This window comes from Marinobacter sp. ST-43 (assembly GCF_030541085.1).
GTDB lineage: Bacteria > Pseudomonadota > Gammaproteobacteria > Pseudomonadales > Oleiphilaceae > Marinobacter > Marinobacter nauticus.
In genome coordinates this window covers 40,048-59,327 of sequence record NZ_JASSVO010000004.1, presented here as the reverse complement: position 1 = coordinate 59,327, position 19,280 = coordinate 40,048, and the positions used below count along the sequence as shown (strand labels likewise).

The window sequence follows — 19,280 nt, the reverse complement described above, 5'->3', positions numbered from 1 at the left end:
TTTTATTGACTATCAAGATAACGAGGAACCGAGCATGAGTAGCGGACACATCGTTCAGATCATTGGCGCGGTTATCGACGTGGAATTTCCACGTGACTCCGTTCCAAGCGTTTACGACGCACTGCTGCTTGAAGGTGGCGAAACAACTCTGGAAGTCCAGCAGCAGCTGGGTGACGGCATTGTTCGTACCATCGCCATGGGCAGCACTGAGGGCCTGAAGCGTGGCCTGAAAGCAGAAAACACCGGCAAGCCGATCTCTGTACCTGTTGGTACACAGACTCTGGGCCGGATCATGGACGTTCTGGGTCGTCCCATCGACGAACAGGGCGACATCGGCGAAGAAGAGCGCTGGGCTATCCACCGCAAAGCACCGGGCTATGCCGATCAGGCAGCGTCTGCCGACCTGCTGGAAACCGGCATCAAGGTTATCGACCTGATCTGCCCGTTCGCCAAGGGTGGTAAGGTTGGTCTGTTCGGTGGTGCCGGCGTAGGCAAGACCGTAAACATGATGGAACTGATCAACAACATCGCGAAAGAGCACTCCGGTCTCTCCGTATTCGCAGGTGTTGGTGAGCGGACCCGGGAAGGTAACGACTTCTACTACGAAATGAAGGAGTCCAACGTTCTCGATAAGGTTGCCATGGTTTACGGCCAGATGAACGAGCCCCCTGGAAACCGTCTGCGTGTGGCCCTGACCGGTCTCACCATGGCTGAGAAGTTCCGTGACGAAGGCCGTGACGTACTGCTGTTCGTTGACAACATCTACCGTTACACCCTGGCCGGTACCGAGGTATCTGCACTGCTGGGTCGTATGCCTTCAGCGGTAGGTTACCAGCCGACCCTGGCGGAAGAGATGGGTCAGCTGCAGGAGCGGATCACCTCTACCAAGACCGGTTCCATCACTTCTATCCAGGCGGTCTATGTACCGGCGGATGACTTGACTGACCCGTCTCCGGCCACCACCTTCTCGCACCTTGACGCGACCGTGGTACTGAGCCGTGACATCGCGTCCAAGGGTATCTACCCGGCGATCGATCCGCTCGACTCCACTTCTCGTCAGCTGGATCCGCTGGTGATCGGTGAGCAGCACTACAACGTTGCCCGTGGTGTTCAGAACGTTCTGCAGCGCTACAAGGAACTGAAAGACATCATCGCGATCCTGGGTATGGACGAGCTGTCTGAAGACGACAAGCTGACTGTAGCCCGTGCCCGTAAGATCGAGCGTTTCCTGTCGCAGCCGTTCCACGTTGCTGAAGTATTTACCGGTTCTCCGGGTAAGTACGTGTCTCTGAAAGAGACCATCGCCAGCTTCGAAGGCATTCTCAACGGTGACTACGACGACATGCCGGAGCAGGCGTTCTACATGTGCGGCGGCATCGAAGAAGCGATTGAGAAAGCTAAGGCAATGAAAGAGAAGGAAGGTAAGTAAGACACCTTTTTTCCTTTCAGACCCAAGAGGCGTAAGAAATGGCTATGACCGTACATTGTGACGTCGTAAGTGCCGAGGAAAAAATCTATTCGGGCCTGGTGGAGATGCTGATCGCCACCGGTACCGAAGGTGAGCTTGGCATCCAGTATGGCCATGCTCCGCTGCTGACCGAGCTGAAGCCCGGCGCAGTGCGGATCATCAAGCAGGGTGGCAGTGAGGAAATTCTGTACGTATCCGGTGGTTACCTGGAAGTACAGCCCAATCTGGTTACTCTGATGGCCGACACCGCCGTTCGTGCCAAGGATGTGGACGAAGCAGCGGCCCTGGAAGCCCAGAAGCAAGCCGAGAAGGCACTGGCGAACAAGACAGGCGAGTTCGAGTACTCGCGTGCTGCTGCCGAGCTGGCCGAAGCGGCCGCTCAGCTGCGCACCATCCAGAAGCTGCGCAAGCACCTGCGTTAAAGCAGAGCCTGTGTCAGCGCCCGGATTGGCCTGACAGTGAACCGCATCCTCAGGTGGAGGGCCCGGTATTCCGTAAACGGAGTGTCGGAGATTCCACCGGGACGCGGTTTTTTCATTTATGGACGTTTTGAATACCGGAGCTGATTGCCCCATGAGCCCGTTACACGTTGTGATCCTGGCCGCCGGCCAGGGCTCCCGCATGAAATCCTCCCTGCCCAAGGTGCTGCATCCGGTGGCGGGTAAAGCCATGCTGCACCATGTGGTTGATACCGCAAAACAACTGGGCGCGGAGAAAATTCACACGGTGATTGGTCACGGAGCCGATCAGGTTCGGGCGTCTCTGGAAGACGACTCGGTGAACTGGGTATTGCAGACCGAGCAACTGGGCACCGGCCATGCCGTGGCCCAGGCTCTGCCGGCACTGCCGGATGATGCCCGGGTGCTGGTGTTGTACGGTGACGTCCCTCTGACCCGCAAAGACACCCTGGAAACCATGGTCGCCGACCTGGACGAACGGAATCTGGCTTTGCTGACGGTGGATATGGTCAACCCCCACGGTTATGGCCGGATCGTTCGCAACGAACAAGGCCTGGTTCAGGCCATCGTCGAGCAGAAAGACGCGACCGCTGAACAGCAGCAGATTCAGGAAGTGAACACCGGCATTCTCGCGGTATCAGCCAGGCACCTGAAGCAATGGCTGCCCGCTCTGTCCAACAGCAATGCCCAGGGCGAGTATTATCTGACGGACATTATCGCGATGGCGGTGGACCATGGCTTGTCAGTGACGGTTTCCCAGCCGCTGAACCCGTTTGAGGTTCAGGGCGTGAACAACCGCCTGCAACTGGCGGAACTGGAGCGCTGGTACCAGCGTCAGCAAGCCGAGCGTTTGATGACCGAGGGTGCATCCCTGGCGGACCCGGCCCGCATTGATGTGCGTGGTGAGCTCACCATTGGCAACGACCTGTGGATAGACGTGAACGCCGTCTTTGAAGGCCGGGTGAGCCTCGGCAACAACGTTGTGATCGGACCTAACTGTGTGATCAAAGACGCCACCATCGCTGACGGTGCAGAGATCAAGGCCAACAGCGTGATTGAAGGTGCGGTAGTGGGCGCCAACGCCCAGATCGGGCCATTCGCGCGTCTGCGTCCGGGCACTGAACTGGCCGCCAACACCAAGGTTGGCAATTTTGTCGAAACCAAGAAGGCCGTGGTGGGTGAGGGCAGCAAGATCAATCACCTCAGTTACGTTGGTGATGCCTCACTGGGCCGTAATGTGAATGTGGGTGCAGGTACCATCACCTGCAATTATGATGGTGTGAACAAACACCAGACGGTATTGGGCGACGGGGTATTTGTCGGCTCCAATACCTCATTGGTCGCGCCGGTGAAGGTAGCGGAGCAGGCCACCATTGGTGCCGGGTCGACCATTACTCGGGATATCAGCGAAGGGGAGCTGGCGGTGGCCCGTGGCAAGCAGCGCAACATCGCCGGCTGGGAACGGCCGAAAAAAGCGTAACCAACGATTAACGAACAGGTGATAACAGCATGTGTGGGATTGTAGGAGCGGTATCTGAACGGGATGTCCAGGGTATTCTGCTGGAGGGCCTGCGCCGCCTGGAATACCGGGGGTACGACTCCGCCGGCATGGCCGTCATCAATGCCGAACATCAGGTTCAGCGTGCCCGGGAAGTCGGCAAGGTTGCGGCCCTGGCTGATGCCATTGAAGCGAACCCCCTGGCTGGTCACCTGGGTATTGCCCACACTCGCTGGGCCACCCACGGCGAGCCCTCGCAGGTCAATGCCCATCCCCATATGTCCGGCGAGCGGCTGGCCATCGTCCATAACGGCATCATCGAGAACTACCAGGAACTCCGGGATGAACTCAGGGCCGAGGGTTTTGAGTTCACTTCCCAGACCGATACCGAGGTGGTCGCGCACCTGATCGAGAAATACTTCCGTGAGCAGGGCAAACCCTATGAGGCGGTAAAGGCGGCCATTCAGCGTCTGCGCGGTGCCTACGCCCTGGCCGTTGTTCATGCTGATGAGCCGGATCACCTGGTGGTCTGTCGGGAAGGCAGCCCTTTGGTGGTAGGCGTCGGTATTGGCGAGAACTTTATCGCGTCCGACCAGCTGGCCTTGTTGCCGGTGACCGACCGCTTCATGTTCCTGGAAGAGGGCGATATCGCCGATATCCGCAAGGACAGTATCCGCATCCACGACCGCAGCGGTCAGTCGGTGGAGCGGACGATTACCCGTTTTGAACACGGTGCTGACTCTGCAGACAAAGGTGAATACCGCCACTTCATGCTCAAGGAAATCTACGAGCAGCCGAAAGTGATCAAGGCCACCATGGAAGGCCGGATTACCGACAGCCGGGTCCTGGAGCAGGCGCTCGGAACCGACGCGGCCAACCTGCTGGATAACGTCCGTCACGTCCAGATCATCGCCTGTGGTACTTCGTACCATGCCGGCATGGTAGCCCGCTACTGGATTGAGGAACTGGCCGGCGTGCCTTGTTCGGTGGAAGTCGCTTCGGAGTTCCGCTACCGCAAACACGTGATTCAGCCCGACACCCTGTTCCTGTGCATTTCCCAGTCCGGTGAAACCGCCGACACCCTGGCGGCATTGCGCCAGGCCAAACAGGCGGGCTTCCGCGCGGCTCTGGCTATCTGCAACGTGCCGGGCAGTTCCCTGGTGCGGGAATCCGATCTGGTCATCATGACCCAGGCCGGTCCGGAAATTGGTGTGGCGTCGACCAAGGCGTTCACCACCCAGCTGACCGCCTTGCTGATCTTCACCCTGGCGCTGGCGCGCCATAATGGCCTGAGTGAAGAGAAAGAGGCAGACATCGTTGCCGCCATTCATCAGTTGCCCAAGCAGGTGAGTGATATCCTCGCCCTGGATGCCGACATTGAAGAGATGTCCAAGGCGTTTATGGACAAGAACCACAGCCTGTTCCTGGGCCGCGGCTCTCAGTTCCCGGTGGCGATGGAAGGGGCCCTCAAGCTCAAGGAAATCTCTTACATCCACGCCGAGGCCTATCCCGCCGGCGAGCTCAAACACGGTCCGCTGGCCTTGGTGGACAGTGAAATGCCGGTAGTCACGGTGGCACCGAACAACGACCTGGTGGAAAAGCTGAAATCCAATCTGGAGGAAGTTCGCGCCCGTGGCGGTGAGCTGTTCGTGTTTGCCGACAAGGCGGCGGATGTGAAGCCGGAAGAAGGCATCCACGTGATGCAACTGCCATCCGTGCATGAGATCACCGCGCCCATCGTGTACACCGTGCCGCTGCAGTTGCTGTCTTATCACGTGGCGGTGTTGAAGGGTACGGATGTGGACCAGCCCCGGAACCTGGCCAAGAGTGTGACGGTGGAATAGGCCACCATTTAGAATGGGCCGGAGCTGTGGGATGGTAATAAAGTTGGTAACAAGGTAAAAGAGTTGGTAACTTTGGAATAAAGTTGGTAACAGGCAGTCGGTGTGGCAAAGTTTGGCTATTCTCCTATGGAGCTATCGGGAATGGCCAACTACAAACTCGACAAAAAAACTGAAAAGTGGATCAAGGAAAACCGTGGCAAAGGAAATGGTAAAGACTACCATCCATGGCTCACGGTCAGAGATCTACCCTCCGAGGGGCGTTCGCACCGGGTGATGGGCCACCTGACAGGGCGAACCCACCATTTCTTCTCTGACACAGAACTTGCGGCTTTTTTGTTAATTGAATGGAACCCGGATGTCATTGATATCCGTGAGCAGTTTCCTCTCCGAATAGAAGACACTCTCTCACTGGCTGAACAAGCCAAAATTTCTCATCCCGCAGCAAGCGGATACCACCAGATCATGTCCAGCGATTTTTTTGTCGACCTATCCACGTCGACTGGGCCACAGAGCATGGCCATCCAGGTGAAAGTCTCATCCGACCTAATGGATCCACGAACAGTAGAAAAACTGGAAATTGAGCGTCGGTATTGGAAGCTTAAAGGTATCCCCTGGTATCTGATAACCGAGAAGCAGATGCCCTCCACTGTAATGGCGAATCTTGATCTGCTTTATTCGGCGCGAGTGCAAGATGAGAGCCTGGAGGTCCTATTTCAGAGTTTGCCGATCTATGTAAGTACGTTGGCAGATAACCCTAATACCAGACTCCCGGATATTGGAATGCTGATTGACCACTCTTACTCACTTGAGCCAGGCACATCGCTGGCTAGGTTACGGGCGCTGGCAGCTTTGAGAGTATTAACGTTCGATATCTCCATCCCGTGGAACAAGCTGGTATCACGAGACCTGCATGTAGTAGATGATATAGGGTTACTGAGGGCGGGTTATGCTGCGAATCAATGACGTCTTCAAGCTCGGGCAGGAGCGGTATCGCATATTGGCATTGGCGGGCCAACACGCTATCTGGATGAATATTGACTCAGATAAAGCGTGGCCTGAGCTAGTCAAAGCCACAGAGATCGAGCAATGGATATTGGATGAATCACTTCGCCGGGTAGAAGATCCCTACTCGGAGCTCGCCTCGCTAGCCGTTGAACAGGGCAGTAAAGCCCAAGTGATTCGGGACCAGCGGTATGAGTTAATAGCGCCTTTGATTGTTGATGAAGAAATTTATTACCGCAGTGGCAGGGGCCGGTTAGTCCAGTCTCGTAGTGACGAAACCGACAAACCCAGAAAATCGCTTTATAAAAACCTCCGTCAGTTTTGGCAGAGAGGAGCGGTGCCTAATGCCTTGTTGCCTGATTACCGAAAGTCCGGAGGAAAGGGCCAGAGAAAAGTATCCAGGAAGAAATTGGGTCGACCCCGGAAAATTTCGCCGGGTACCGGGATTACTGTCGATGGCGCCATCGGAAAGATGTTTCGTCTGATACTTGATCGCTACTACGTGAACGACAAGGGCTATAGCCTGCCGTACGCCCATCGACGATTCATCGACATGTTCGAGGCTGCTAATCCCGATGTACGGCCAGAAGATTATCCAACACTTGATCAAATCAGATATTTCTACCGCAGAGAATATGAAAACGCCGATCGGATTCGCTTAAGAGCAAACAGAATTTCCTACCAGAAAGATACAAGACCGTTAACAGGGACCGCCACAGCAGGAGTGCTGGGCCCAGGCTCAAGATATGAAATTGATGCAACGATTGCTGATGTTTACCTGCTATCGGCAGACCGGCAACGGATCATCGGTCGTCCGACTCTGTATGTGGTGGTTGATGTCTTTAGTCGCATGGTAGCGGGCTTTTACATAGGGTTGGAAAATCCATCCTATGTCACAGCCATGAGTGCTCTGACTACCTCCATGTCAGACAAGATTGAACTCTGCGCTCATTATGATCTGGAGATTACGCAAGAGCAGTGGCCAACCGTTGGGATCCCAAATGCCATCCTTGCGGACCGTGGGGAATTACTGGGGCATCAGATTGAATCCCTGGAGAAAGCGTTTGGCGTGCGTATTGAAACTGCACCTCCATATCGCGGAGATGCGAAAGGGATAGTTGAGCGTTATTTCCGAACCCTGCAAGCAGAATTCAAACCGTTTACGCCGGGTGTCGTGACAGGGACAAAAGTCAGAAAACAGGGGGGAAAGGACTACAGGCTTGATGCAACACTCACGCTGGATGATTTCACCCAAATTATGCTCGCCTCGATCCTTCACCGGAACCAATATGCCGTGCTGTCAAAGTACGACCGCGATCCGGACATGCCAAACGATATGGCGTTAACCCCTATCAACATCTGGAATTGGGGTATACAGAATCGAACCGGTCGCTTGAAGAACGTATCGGAGCAAGCCTTGCGCATTGCTTTGTTGCCACGCCAAAAAGTTCACCTTTCTGATTTGGGGGTTAGCTGTTTTGGTGCTTATTACACGTCTAAGGAGTTATTAGCATCTGGATGGCTGCACAGGAACGGAGATCGCAGAGTCACCGGCCTCCAGGCAGCTTATGATCCTGCAGTAGCTGATTATATTTATCTGTTCCCGGAAAAAGACAGTTCGGAATACTGGGTGTGTTCTCTAACAGATCGTTCGCGCCAGTTTCGCGGCAAGTCTATGTGGGAGTTATGGGCCAGTCAGGAAGAACAACGAAAAGCGATGAGCGTTGCCAAAGTGGCCGAGACAACCAGCAAACGGGAGTTGGAAAATCTGGTCAGCAACACTATCAAAAACGCTGAGCGTTCGCGCCCCGCCATCAATAAACAGCAATCGAAAGCCGCGACAGTCCGAGGCATACGTGATAATCGCAAGCAAGAGCGAGATGCTCAAAGAGCTGAACAAACGAAGGCGCGGCAACCTGACACTAGTAAACCGAAATCTGATGTAACCTACCTACATGGCAAGCCCGACGATGGCGCCTTCCCGGATTTTTTGGATGAGCTGTTTGGAGACGATGAATGACTTTACCTTCAGGCATGGTGAGGGCCGTTTACCAGGACACCGGGATACCGTCATATCATGGCAATCCATTGATTGAGGCTTTACCGCCAATACCAGACCGTAAACAGCTCATAGCGGGGCTCAGTGAGGCTATGGAGCTTCGACCGACAGAAGTATATCTGGACGGCCAGACACGAGTGCACATTATCGCCCAGCTTCTGGACGGTTTTTTTCAGCCGTTGGCGCGCCACATCGAGCTTGAATCAAAAATCTCGATCATGCTGCGTCAGGGATATGTGGGGCGCAATATTGCCACTGGTGATCTTTCGGCCCACCTACAAAACGGATATGAGCGAATCAAGAGCGGAGACTTGAAGGCATTTCGCTTTGATCACGTGGAGTCGACTGCGAAAAGCCTGGTGTTTATCGGGTGCTCAGGTTCCGGGAAGACGAGCTCTCTAAACCGTATTCTGGCAACGTACCCGCAGATGATTCACCACCCGGAACACAATTTCACACAGATTGTTTTCCTGAAAATCGACTGCCCCCACGACGGTGCTCTCAAGAGCCTGTGCCATAACTTTTTCCGGGAAATTGATTCCATCCTTGGGACAGATTATGTCCGGCGCTATGGCGAAAAACGCCACGGCGTAGAAACAATGATTGCGTTGATGTCGCAGCTGGCAAACACCTATGCTATTGGCCTACTGGTCATTGATGAAATTCAGCACTTGAATGTTCGTGCCTCCGGCGGTGCGGAGAAAATGCTGAACTTCTTCGTAACGTTGGTAAACGAGATTTCTGTACCGGTGGTAATGGTCGGTACACCGAAGGCTCGACCGGTCTTTGAAACAGACCTGAGGTCTGCTCGGCGAGGGGCAGGATTTGGATCAATATTATGGGAACCCTTGCGCCAGCCTGCGCCTGAAGAAAACATAAATAAAACCGAATGGGGCGCATTCACAAAAAAGCTCTGGAGATACCAGTGGCTGAAAAAGGCCAGTGATACTATCTCGGATGATTTGAGGGATCTTTGGTTTGATCTGTCTCAGGGCATCATGGATGTCGTCATCAAGTTGTTCGTGTTGTCCCAGATACGGGCGGTTGTAACAGGCACGGAACGAATCACGCCCAATATCATGAAAAAGGTTTATCACGACGAACTGAAGCCGATACACCCGATGATGGAAGCTCTGCGTTCCGGAGACCCGAGCAAGATAGCCCAATACTCAGACCTCACGATCCCTGATGTGGATAAGAAGATTCTGGAACTCAGTGCCCTCTTGGAATCAAGTAAAGACCAGATCCGGAAATCCGTTCAGTACAACGGCAACGATCAGGCAATTCGGCTGCACAACCTGCTGGTCGATATGGGCCATGAATCAGACCTTTTGGAGCCGTTAATTCAACGAGCGTTCGAGGAGTACCCTGACTTACAGCTGAAATACCTGATGCCCATCATTCTTGACTGGTACCATTCTTCCGAAAAGACGCTACCGGTGACGGGAAAGCGAAAAATCAAATCGATTAAAGTGAAAGAATGGCACACCCTTGAGTCAGACGATTTGCGATTTCTGCACTCCCAGGCGGCAAACGAGGACGAAATGCTGGATGCCGCGCGTCAATCGGGTCTGGTTTTTAACAGCGACGAGTGGCTCGGTTCTGGTAACCAGGCATAGCTGCCATGTTGAACTTCCCGATTCCGTACCCTGAAGAGCTGATATATAGCACCGTGGCCAGGGCAGGTATTCGGAAAGGAATTGCCAGCCCCAAGGAATTACTGACCGAAATTTATGGCAACCGCAATGTTATTGCAACGCTGGATTTGCCCAATCAATTGTCGAGGATTTCTCGGTGGCTGCCCCCTGATTATAGCGTTGAAGTGATTGCCTACTGCCACACGCTATTCCCCTTGTATGCCCCGTTTATCCCGGAAGAACGCCGAAAACGGTGCCTGGCATGGATGGCTGGAAAATCTCGAGGTGCGGCCCACCTGGCGATGGGTGTCGCTGCATCGCTTGTAAAAGTGCCTGGCCGTGTTCGATATTGTCCCGGGTGCCTCAAAGAGCAACAACGTACCTATGGAGAGTATTTCTGGAAGCGGGAGTGGCAGATAGCCGGAGTGAACTGTTGTGAGAAGCACGGCGAACTCTTACATACGGCCATTACCCGCCCCTTAGTCGATCAGCACCGCTACCATGACGCTTCGCCAGCCACTTGTCCGATATTCCCTCAAAAACCTGCTCGTAACGAATCAAAGATGGTTCTGACTCAGGTTAGGGAGCTATTGGAACAGCGACCGGCCATTTCACCGAGTTATGACCAGTGGTCTTCTCACTACCACCGATTGGCTCAACAGTCTGGTTTTATTCGCGGCCAGGCTCACATTGACCATGCCGCCATTGCCAAGTCTGTTTCAGATCACTGGCCTGCGAGGTTTTTGCGCCGATATGGTTTGGGGATAGATCGGAATTCGGATTACTGCTGGCTACGAGCGATTTTCCGGAAGCACCGGAAATCCTTTAGCTATCTGCAGCACATCGTTGTTCACCAAGCGTTGATCCCTGAGTGCTGGTCTATTACCGATGTTATTGAGGGTGTCAGAGAGTTGCCCTTGCCCGTACCTCCAGAATCATTTGAGTCAACCGGAAAGGCACACATTGGGCCTAAAGATGGTTTGACGCCAGATCAGAACGACTGGATTAAAATGCTGGCAGACCGGTCACCGAAAAAGGCCCGTGTGGCGGCCCCGGCACTTTACGCCCGGTTGTATCGGTACGATCGATTGTGGCTGAAGCAGGTCAATCAAGCTCAACCACGAACACAGGTTCTTAAAAGAAAACCGAGAATTGATTGGCGGCAGCGGGACCGGCATTATTTAACCAAACTGCGGGAAATTCTCAGGTTTTTGCGTGCGGCCCCACGCGGCCCCCGGCATTCACAAACGTATTTGCTGAAACAACTGGGTAAGCTCTCCACGCTGGAAAAGGCACTCAATCGGTTGCCGCGAACCCGTCGACTGCTGGCACGTTATACCGAAAGCGTTCCCGAATACCAGGTACGGCGGCTGAGAAATGCTTGGTGGGAATTAAAGCAGGAGTTTCAGTACCCACCACGTTGGCGTTTGATCCGTATCGCCGGGCTAAGTGAAACACGACTTACAGACCAAGCACGGAAATACCTGCATGGCCTCGAAGAAAACGAAGAAGACACCAACGTTCAGGGGAATCAAGGACAATAGCCAGGTTAAAGAAATCGGCTCAATGGTTCGTGATCTGCGAAATCCAAACTGGTACATCGAGGTGAAGCTGGATCCGGCCCAAGACAAGGAAAAGTTTGGCATATCGCAGCTGGGTCTGATACCGAGGCGACGTGTATTAAATGTGACACACGCCGGAGCCTCCAAGGTCGCCGGTTATGAAAAGGGCTTAAAGATAACCAGTACCAGCACCTGGTCACATTGCCGGATAGCCGACTGTCCAATAGTCAACATTCGTAGGCAGGGAGACCGGCAACAATGGTGTTTTAGCTTTAAAGCCGGCGATACACAGTTTTTCCTGCCACAAATAGAACTGGCCCGGGCTCTTTTTTTCCATTCGGCCTATCTGACCCGCCTGGCATTGAATCCAAATGGACTAGACGAGGAGTTCGACGTTCAGATGGGTGAGAACCCGAATAGGGCAGAGATACATATCTTGCCAAGTAGTTCTCTGCCCATGGTAGTGCGAGGTAACCCCAGCCAACGCAGAATTCTGGCTTGGCTGTTGTTGAATAAAGAGGTCCGGAACTCGTTTCAAAGCATCGCCCAATACCAGCTGACAGAGGGCGAGATTAGGAATGGGCGCCGGTACTGGCCGTTCCGTTTTGATCCCCCTCCTTTGGAGAAGGTGAAAATGAAGGTGCGAGGTCAGTACGTCAAAGAATCCGAGCTTTTCTTCGTGTATGAAATCCACAGCCTTACAAACCTGACTAGCCAGATCCCGAGAGAGATTGAGTTCATTGATCCGAAATTCACTGAGCAAAAAACAGGGAAAAAAGGAAATTCTATAGAAAGGAGGAGATCGGATGGCCCACCTGAGATTAATGATGACGAGATGCCAACCACGGATGCAGAGGAGTATGTTCTGGACGTCCCAGAAGTAGAATTGGAGTTCTCCGAACCTGCTTATACCACCCGCAAGTCTTCGGATGGCAGACGCCGGTCTGGCACCAGTAAGGGACAATCAGAGGAAGGCCTTGATGATTCGACTAATAGCCAAACGGATGTCAGTACTGATGAGCCAACCGTTCGGGGAGAGATACCAGTCGGCGTTCCTGATGGCATTGATGACCAAAGTGACGATTCACATCTATTCACCTGCAAATTTGAAGCATTTATTGCCATGAGCAACCTATTGGAAATCAAAGGTTGCCGAATCGTGGCTGAAGAAATGATTCCGCTACCGGCGTTGAAAGGACACTCGAAACATCGACTGCCAGATGGTAACCCAAGATACTTGCTTTACCGTGTGTTCAGATATAAAAACCAGAATTATGCATTGGTGGAGGTTGATACCGTAGACTCTGAAGCAAGACTCTCGACACTGCTTCTGAAGCAACCATCTGAAAAATATGATTGGCACTCAAAGCTTTCGAATATGGGCTGGTCGTTGGTGAAGACTTCCTTACGTTGGCCCACCAATAAGAGGCTTGAAAAGGACTTTCCTGCCGGGTTTCGTCGAGTTCCTCATCAACAAAACATCCAATCAAGACTGGGCCGAAAAGACACCGCTACATTGAGCCATTGGATGGGCCGGCTCTATTCTGTACTTGCTGATTTACATACTACTCAGTTGCCCTAGGTACACGAGCCCAATCCTGGCTTAGTGCTACTCCATAGGTTCGATGGTTACTGCCCCTGTCATATCCCGCCCATTGTTCACCAGCAGAGTGAACTCATCATCCGGATGGATTCCCTGCTGAAAACATTGCGTATGCCGTAGCCATCCCTCACTGCACAAGCCACTGAAATAGGGAGGTAGCCCACCCTCTGTGACATACGGCTCTTCCCGCAGAGGAAGGCTCAAAGAGAGTATGGGGAGGCCGTTCCTTACATAGTCCCGGTCGTACTGAAACGACACCATGTTGCCTGTGCGTTCGAGTATGCCGGCGACGCGGTCATGCAGTTTAACGATGGCTTTCATATCACTCCGATAGGCATAAATTGATAGATGCCTGTGGCTACAGACTTAATCAGCGTTGGATTTGTCATGTCGGGATGCGATGGCGTACTGCACCGTTCTGGTGATGCCGACAACAATCGGTGCTGCGGCAGCCACAATTATGGGATGCATGGTGATGACCTCAAAACAAAGTTGATGAATTCAGTATAACCCGCGTCAGGGATCGAAGGTCTGGCCTGGCATTGGGTTCTTTAGTCAGCCTACATGCGTTCTGCAAATTTCGTTGGTTCAAGTGTTTTAGGTGACCTGACCGTGATGATCGTAAAAGACGTTGCGAGTTCGCCGTCAAACTCCCTCTGCTCGTATAGATCGGTAAAGGCAATGACGCTGTGTTTTGGGTGTATGTTATAGCACTCACCCTCCATAGCTCGTGTCAGATTGGCTATCCACCAGATTTGACAATCTCTCTGACAGCATCGCGCAGCAGTTAAGAGTCCTTGCCTTCACTCTATGGAATTTCAAGTCTTTATGAGAAATTTACAACCTCTATTTCTTGCGCAAATTATACGCCCCTCGTCATCAAGGCCCTTCACATACTCTAACCCTTCAAGATCTGCCACATCGAAGATTGGATTCCAAAACTCAATGTCGGTATAGCTCTTCGGAATCTTATCGTAACGATACTGGCATTCAGAAAAGCCACCTTTCAATTCAATAAGCAGAGACTCACCAGCACTCACGCGAACAACTATCTTCGGGACGAAGCGATTGTAGTACCAGGACAATTCCAGTTTTCTTTTTCTGAGTCGAACGCGGCAGCCGAAGCACCCGGGATAGCCGCGTGTCTTGTCGGTACGATGAGCTATGTTGTGGGACCAGAAGTGATCACAGAGTCGCTGCGCCAGATAGCGGTATCTCGCTTGCTCCTATTTGAAACGGCACTCGCGATCCTAATCGCACGATGGGTCAGAGCTGCCACGGGCTTTTGCCCTTTTCGGGCACACAAGGCAGATTCAAGTGCTAAGGCAACGGAGGTGCTTCAAGCCAACGCTGTTTCGGCAGTGTAAAGATCCAATTGATATCAATGTTGAGAGAGAAATCCGATGACAATCGAACTAAAGCCTACCCTCGGAGCGACGAACAAAGTGAGGAACGCAATGGGCCTTTAGCAGCGGCAAATCGTTTCTAGCACAAAATCGGCTCGGTCGGTCACACTGGTGTACGGAAGCAACCTGACTTCGTAGCCAAGTGCCCGGTAGGTTGCATCCAAGTGAGCGTATTCAGCCTTAGCCTCGAGAAAGGTATGCCGCCGTGCCTCGTCGACGCAATAGATTTCCGACCAAGGCGGTGCGAGGAACACGAGCCGCCCATAGGGGCGGGATTTGCCCAGACTTCGCGCCAACGACACACCACAGAGTCGCTGAAGCGCTGCAGCGGCGTCGATCAGCCCGCGATCGAAGAAAACCGGTCCAGCTACCCATGCCGCCTCTTCGAGATCCATTGTGGCGACACGCAGCACCTCACGCAGAAAGGCCTCCATGTCGGTCCATGGCAGTGCGTTGCCGCCTTGCTGAATCTGATCAAGGATGACCCTCCGCCCAGGTTCGTCGATGGTCGCACGATCACGCCGCCGCAGCTCCCCGAGCAAAGTCGACTTGCCGCCGCCAGAGCACCCCGAAATGACTACCTGAGATAGCATCGACATCACCAGACCGGTGCATCGGTGCCTGGCGGCGCTGATGGTCGCGCATAGCCTGCCGGCGTTTTCGACAGTTGTGCGCTGGGGCGCACAGCGCGCAACTGGCCGAAGTGGGAGATTTCGTCGGCGAGCCAGGGGCTGAGGTCCGGTTTGCCGGCCCGCAGCCCCTCTTCGATGCGCCCCAGCCCGCGCATCCAGTGCCCGGTTTGCGCCAGCGACACCTGCACGTGCCAGCTTCCCCCTACGCGCGACTGTCGCCACAGCGCGGCGGCGGCGCCGAAAGCCATCAGGAAGCCGCTGGCCTGGTCGAGGATCTGCATCGGCAGCGCGCGCGGCTTGTCGTCCCCCGCCGCCTCGCCCTCGGCGTGGTTGAAGCCCATCGCCGTCTGCACCAGCGAATCGAAACCGCGCCGGCCGGCCCAGGGCCCTTGCGTGCCGTAGGCAGTCAGCGACACGGCGACGATGCCTGGCCGGCGCGTGGCCAGGGCCTCGGGCGAGAAGCCGAGCTCAGCCAGGCCGCCGGGCCGGTACCCCTGCGAGAACACGTGGGCGCCTTCCACAAGCCGCCACAGCGCTTCGCGCCCGGCCTCGCCGCGCAGGTCGATATGCGCCGAGCGCTTGCCCCGGCTGGTTTCGGCAATGGCGGCGATGTTGGGCAGGTTCGGGGAATTGACCAGCATCACGTCCGCGCCGAACGACGCCATCGCCCGCCCACCGACGGGACCGGCCAGGATGCGCGTGAGGTCGAGCACGCGCAGGCCGGCGAGCGGCTGCTCATCGGCCGCCAGAGGCGGCAGAGCGCGCGGTGGGGCATCGGCGATTCGGGTGATGGTTATCAAGGGTAGCGAGGCCACCGCCTGACCCTGGGGCGTGGCATCCCACTCGGCGAAGCTGCGCAGCGCCGTGGCCACCAGCGCGTGGTCGGCCGCGGCCTGCTCGAAGTCCAGCGCCTTCCAACCCCGCAGGGCCTGCTCTGCGTCGGCGCGTGTGGCAGTTGCGGGGTCCAGGCCCAGCAGGTGCAGCGCGCCATCGCGGTGGTGCGGGAAGTTGGTGTGGACACGCACGTGGCCATCGGCGCAACGGTAAAGGCCGGCGAGTGGGTCCCACAGATCGGGCTCCTGGCCGTCGACCGTGAACCAGCCGGTGCATTCGGCGGCGGCGTGGGCCATGTCCACGGCGACACGCTGGCGCGGAGCACCCCGCTCATGGCCCAGTTCGCAGGCGGCGAGTGCGGCCGCGGCAATGCTGGCCTGCGCGGCGGTGCCGACGGCGAAGGACGAGGGAAACACCGGGTCGCTGCCCGTCAGCGCGATCCCGGCCAGCGCCTGCGGCGGCAGCCCGCCCAGCGACCAGAGCGCAGTCAGTGCATCGAGTGGATTCATCGTATGGACTCCTCACAGAAAATTAAAGATGCCGCCGGTCATGCCGGCACCGGCCAGTAGTATGAAGGTTTCGATGTCTATGCCGCTCGCACCTCAGCTCGTCGGCCTGGACAGGGCCAGACGCAGGCCAAACCCCATCAGCGCCAGGCCCGTGAGCGCATCGAGCGAGCGCATCACCGTGGGCCGGCGCAGCCAGCGTGCCAGGGGCCGCGTGGCCAGCACCAGTGCGGCGAACCACAGCAGTCCCATCGCGGCGTGGATGCCCGTCAACAGCACGCTGAACCCGACCATCGGCACGTCGGCGGGAACGAACTGTGGTAGGAGGCTCACGTAGAACACCCCGACCTTGGGATTGAGCAGATTCGTCAGCAGGCCGCGCAGGAACCAGCGCTCGCCACGCACGAGCGGCGGATCATCTGCGGGCAGCGCCGGCTGGCTCTTGAGCGCGCCAGAGATCAGCTTCCAGCCGAGCCAGAGTAGATAAGCCGCGCCCGCGATCTGCAGCAGGGTGTAGGCGAGTCGGGAGACCGCGAGCACCGCGCCGAGCCCGAGGGCCGCGACCAGCCCCCAGATCAGCACGCCGGTCACGATGCCGCCGCCCGCCCTCATCGCCTTGCGCCCCCCTTCCACAGCGACCGTGCGAAGTACCAGCGCCGTGTCTAGGCCGGGGGTCAAGGTGAGCAGCAGCGCCGTCAGTGTGAAGCCCAGGATTGCAGTCGATGCATTCATTGGGGGATCTCCGTCAGAGCACAGGCAAGTTGAGTGACTCGCTGCACGTCGTCGATTCGTTGTTCTTGACGATGGCCTGGCCGCAGATCACTGCGCCACGCGCCGAGTCGTAGGTTAGGCTCGGCTCGCCATAGAGCTCCCAGCCGCTCTTCAGAGTGGCGGTGACGCGGTGGCAGAACGCCGCGTCGTCGATGCCGGTCAGGTAGCGATACGCGAGCATGCTCATTCTCCCGCTCGATTCGATGCCGGCATCTGGACGCGCAGCCCCGCTCCGAATGCCTGCAGCAGATGCCAGCCGGTATCCCAGTCGCCCACGCCGCTGGCGGCATTGATATGCCCGAGGGCGCCGACTTCCACGCATCCCGCTGCCCAACCCATGGCCATGCGCCGGGCGTGCTCCGGCGAGCCATAGGGGTCGTCGCTGCTGGTGACCACCAGTGCGGGAAACGGCAGGGGTTCGGTCGGTGGCGAGCCGAACTCGCTCGCCTCGCCCGGAAACGCCGGTGCGCCGTGGTCAGGGACGGCAACGAGGAAGGCGCCTCGGACCTGGGCGATCCGGTGCTGGTTGTCGTCTCTGATTCCCCCCCGCAATGCCCAGTGCGCGACGAGCAGGCACGAAAGGCTGTGTGCGACCAGGACGACGGGACCGGCGCACTCGTCGATGGACGTATCCAGAGCCTGTAGCCAGTCGGCCAGATTTGGCCTGTCCCAGTCGGCGGGTTGGAATCGCTGGCAACCCTTTTGGCGCGAAGCCCAAAGTGTCTGCCAGTGTCGGGGCCCAGAATTGCCGATACCGGGGAGCATTACAGGGTGAGCGATCTGATTGCTGGTCATAGTGAGTTATTTGGATATCCGGAACGAGTTTTTTGATCGAAAATGCTATGACTTACAGGTCGAATTGGCGAGTGAGAAGGCCTCAGCGAGCATAGAGAAAAACTCAATAGTCAGGTTTGCTTGCCTTGGTTAACGTTTAATCGCACATCCTCATAGCCGATGACGACGTATCCCATGTTAGATATCTCACTCCCGATTTCCTACGTCCTGGCGGCCTGGCTGTCCATCCTTACGCCAGGCCCGGCCATCCTGCTTGCGATGCGCAATGGCGCTAGTCAGGGTGTGGTCGCAAGCCTGTGGTCGACTCTTGGCAATATGTTAGGGTTGCTTGTGATTTCGGCGTCGGCCGCCTGGGGGCTTGGTCTGTTCCTGCTCGCCTCTGCCCACGCGATGACCGCGCTCCGGGTAGCCGGCGCTGTGTACCTGGCCTACCTAGGGATTCGCCTGCTTGTCCAGAGTCGAAGAGCGCTTCCGGCGGAGTTCGATGATGATGCCCCCAGGCCGGTTCACGGTTTCGCGCTTGCGAAAGAAGGATTTCTGGTGGCGACATCCAATCCGAAGGCGATCCTCTTCTTCACGGCCTTCTTTCCACAATTTATTCAGGCCGACCAGGCACTTCTACCCCAGTTCATCGGTCTGACTACAATCTTCGTGATCCTCAGCGGAGGGACCTTAACCGGCTATGCCGCCATTGCAAGCCGGTTGCGGAAGTCATTTGGAGCCTACGTCTGGCGCCAGTGCTGCACGCGCCTTGCGGGGATCGGCTTTCTCGGATTCGCCGCATGGATTCTCCTATGGAAACCATCGAGCGGCGAAAAGGTCTTGGGTACGTGATTCCGGTTTCTGGCCATTGCATGAAGCCGATTGCAAGCTGTCCGACAGAATCTGGAAACGCGATCAACAAGTCCTTACTGCATGTCCATGCGTTCACGATCCGAACGCTCAAAGGCAATCTGGTTACCTTAGTGTTCGAGGCCGAAAATCTCGATACACGAGCAATGCAGCAGATCACGCATCATATGAACTTGTCCTGGCGATTTTCGTGCTGGCCTGGGAAGCTCCCCACACCTACTATTTAGTGAGTGTCTCCACAGCCTTCATGCTCACATCAACAGCTCGGTCGACGCAAGTCCGCTACGGTAGGCCTGTAAGATAGCTATCGTGCCCCTCGAAATCTTTTCCACCAAGCGTTCTCTCATCTAATA

17 protein-coding genes are annotated in these 19,280 nt (G+C 55.8%); 10 read left to right on the top strand and 7 right to left on the bottom strand.

Going from position 1 to position 19,280, the window contains the following annotated elements; translation table 11 throughout:
• Positions 1-34: 34 nt before the first annotated feature.
• The 9 genes from atpD (at position 35) to QPL98_RS07835 (ending at position 13,110) form a co-directional block, all read left to right on the top strand.
• Positions 35-1,429 (top strand): F0F1 ATP synthase subunit beta, encoded by a 1,395-nt coding sequence (atpD, locus tag QPL98_RS07875; protein ID WP_303293060.1) that lies wholly within the window; start codon positions 35-37, stop codon positions 1,427-1,429.
• Positions 1,430-1,467: 38 nt separating this feature from the next.
• Entirely contained in the window at positions 1,468-1,890 is a 423-nt protein-coding gene (locus QPL98_RS07870; protein ID WP_014423136.1) for a F0F1 ATP synthase subunit epsilon, read from the top strand.
• Positions 1,891-2,041: 151 nt separating this feature from the next.
• Complete coding sequence (gene glmU, locus QPL98_RS07865) at positions 2,042-3,406, top strand: bifunctional UDP-N-acetylglucosamine diphosphorylase/glucosamine-1-phosphate N-acetyltransferase GlmU (RefSeq protein ID WP_303293059.1); 1,365 nt, start codon at positions 2,042-2,044, stop codon at positions 3,404-3,406.
• Positions 3,407-3,435: 29 nt separating this feature from the next.
• Entirely contained in the window at positions 3,436-5,268 is a 1,833-nt protein-coding gene (gene glmS / locus QPL98_RS07860; RefSeq protein WP_303293058.1) for a glutamine--fructose-6-phosphate transaminase (isomerizing), read from the top strand.
• Between the two features lie 141 nt (positions 5,269-5,409).
• Entirely contained in the window at positions 5,410-6,231 is an 822-nt protein-coding gene (locus QPL98_RS07855; protein ID WP_303293057.1) for a TnsA endonuclease N-terminal domain-containing protein, read from the top strand.
• Positions 6,215-8,290: a transposase family protein gene (locus QPL98_RS07850; protein WP_303293056.1), complete on the top strand. Its 2,076-nt coding sequence runs from the start codon at positions 6,215-6,217 to the stop codon at positions 8,288-8,290. Before QPL98_RS07855 ends, QPL98_RS07850 begins: the two co-directional genes overlap by 17 nt.
• Positions 8,287-9,948 carry an AAA family ATPase gene (locus QPL98_RS07845; RefSeq protein WP_023008483.1) on the top strand — a complete coding sequence of 554 codons (1,662 nt, stop codon included), beginning with the start codon at positions 8,287-8,289 and terminating at the stop codon, positions 9,946-9,948. The genes QPL98_RS07850 and QPL98_RS07845 overlap by 4 nt, the downstream gene beginning before the upstream one ends.
• 5 nt (positions 9,949-9,953) lie before the next feature.
• Entirely contained in the window at positions 9,954-11,510 is a 1,557-nt protein-coding gene (locus QPL98_RS07840) for a TnsD family Tn7-like transposition protein (protein WP_303293054.1), read from the top strand.
• On the top strand, positions 11,455-13,110 hold the full coding sequence (locus QPL98_RS07835) for a Tn7-like element transposition protein TnsE (protein ID WP_303293053.1): 1,656 nt from the start codon (positions 11,455-11,457) through the stop codon (positions 13,108-13,110). The genes QPL98_RS07840 and QPL98_RS07835 overlap by 56 nt, the downstream gene beginning before the upstream one ends.
• A 27-nt stretch (positions 13,111-13,137) precedes the next feature.
• Here QPL98_RS07835 and QPL98_RS07830 read toward each other — a convergent pair whose 3' ends face one another.
• From QPL98_RS07830 to QPL98_RS07800, 7 genes are all read right to left on the bottom strand, one after another.
• The gene (locus QPL98_RS07830) at positions 13,138-13,452 is read right to left on the bottom strand and encodes a HipA N-terminal domain-containing protein (protein ID WP_023008480.1); all 315 of its coding nucleotides are present in this window, start codon (positions 13,450-13,452) and stop codon (positions 13,138-13,140) included.
• A gap of 497 nt (positions 13,453-13,949) precedes the next feature.
• Positions 13,950-14,336, bottom strand: coding sequence for a conjugative transfer protein MobI(A/C) (gene mobI, locus QPL98_RS07825; RefSeq protein ID WP_348657665.1), 387 nt, complete (start codon positions 14,334-14,336; stop codon positions 13,950-13,952).
• A gap of 260 nt (positions 14,337-14,596) precedes the next feature.
• Positions 14,597-15,136: an AAA family ATPase gene (locus tag QPL98_RS07820; RefSeq protein WP_303293052.1), complete on the bottom strand. Its 540-nt coding sequence runs from the start codon at positions 15,134-15,136 to the stop codon at positions 14,597-14,599.
• Positions 15,136-16,512 carry a CoA transferase gene (locus QPL98_RS07815; protein WP_303293051.1) on the bottom strand — a complete coding sequence of 459 codons (1,377 nt, stop codon included), beginning with the start codon at positions 16,510-16,512 and terminating at the stop codon, positions 15,136-15,138. Before QPL98_RS07815 ends, QPL98_RS07820 begins: the two co-directional genes overlap by 1 nt.
• Positions 16,513-16,605: 93 nt before the next feature.
• Positions 16,606-17,241 carry a LysE family translocator gene (locus tag QPL98_RS07810; protein ID WP_303293050.1) on the bottom strand — a complete coding sequence of 212 codons (636 nt, stop codon included), beginning with the start codon at positions 17,239-17,241 and terminating at the stop codon, positions 16,606-16,608.
• A 13-nt stretch (positions 17,242-17,254) separates the two neighbouring features.
• Positions 17,255-17,461 (bottom strand): DUF1737 domain-containing protein, encoded by a 207-nt coding sequence (locus QPL98_RS07805; RefSeq protein WP_303293049.1) that lies wholly within the window; start codon positions 17,459-17,461, stop codon positions 17,255-17,257.
• A gap of 2 nt (positions 17,462-17,463) precedes the next feature.
• Complete coding sequence (locus QPL98_RS07800; protein ID WP_303293048.1) at positions 17,464-18,075, bottom strand: alpha/beta hydrolase; 612 nt, start codon at positions 18,073-18,075, stop codon at positions 17,464-17,466.
• A gap of 174 nt (positions 18,076-18,249) precedes the next feature.
• Between QPL98_RS07800 and QPL98_RS07795 the strand changes: the two genes are divergently transcribed.
• A complete protein-coding gene (locus tag QPL98_RS07795) occupies positions 18,250-18,909 on the top strand; it encodes a LysE family translocator (protein ID WP_303293047.1) in 660 nt (219 codons plus the stop codon).
• Positions 18,910-19,280: the final 371 nt, after the last annotated feature.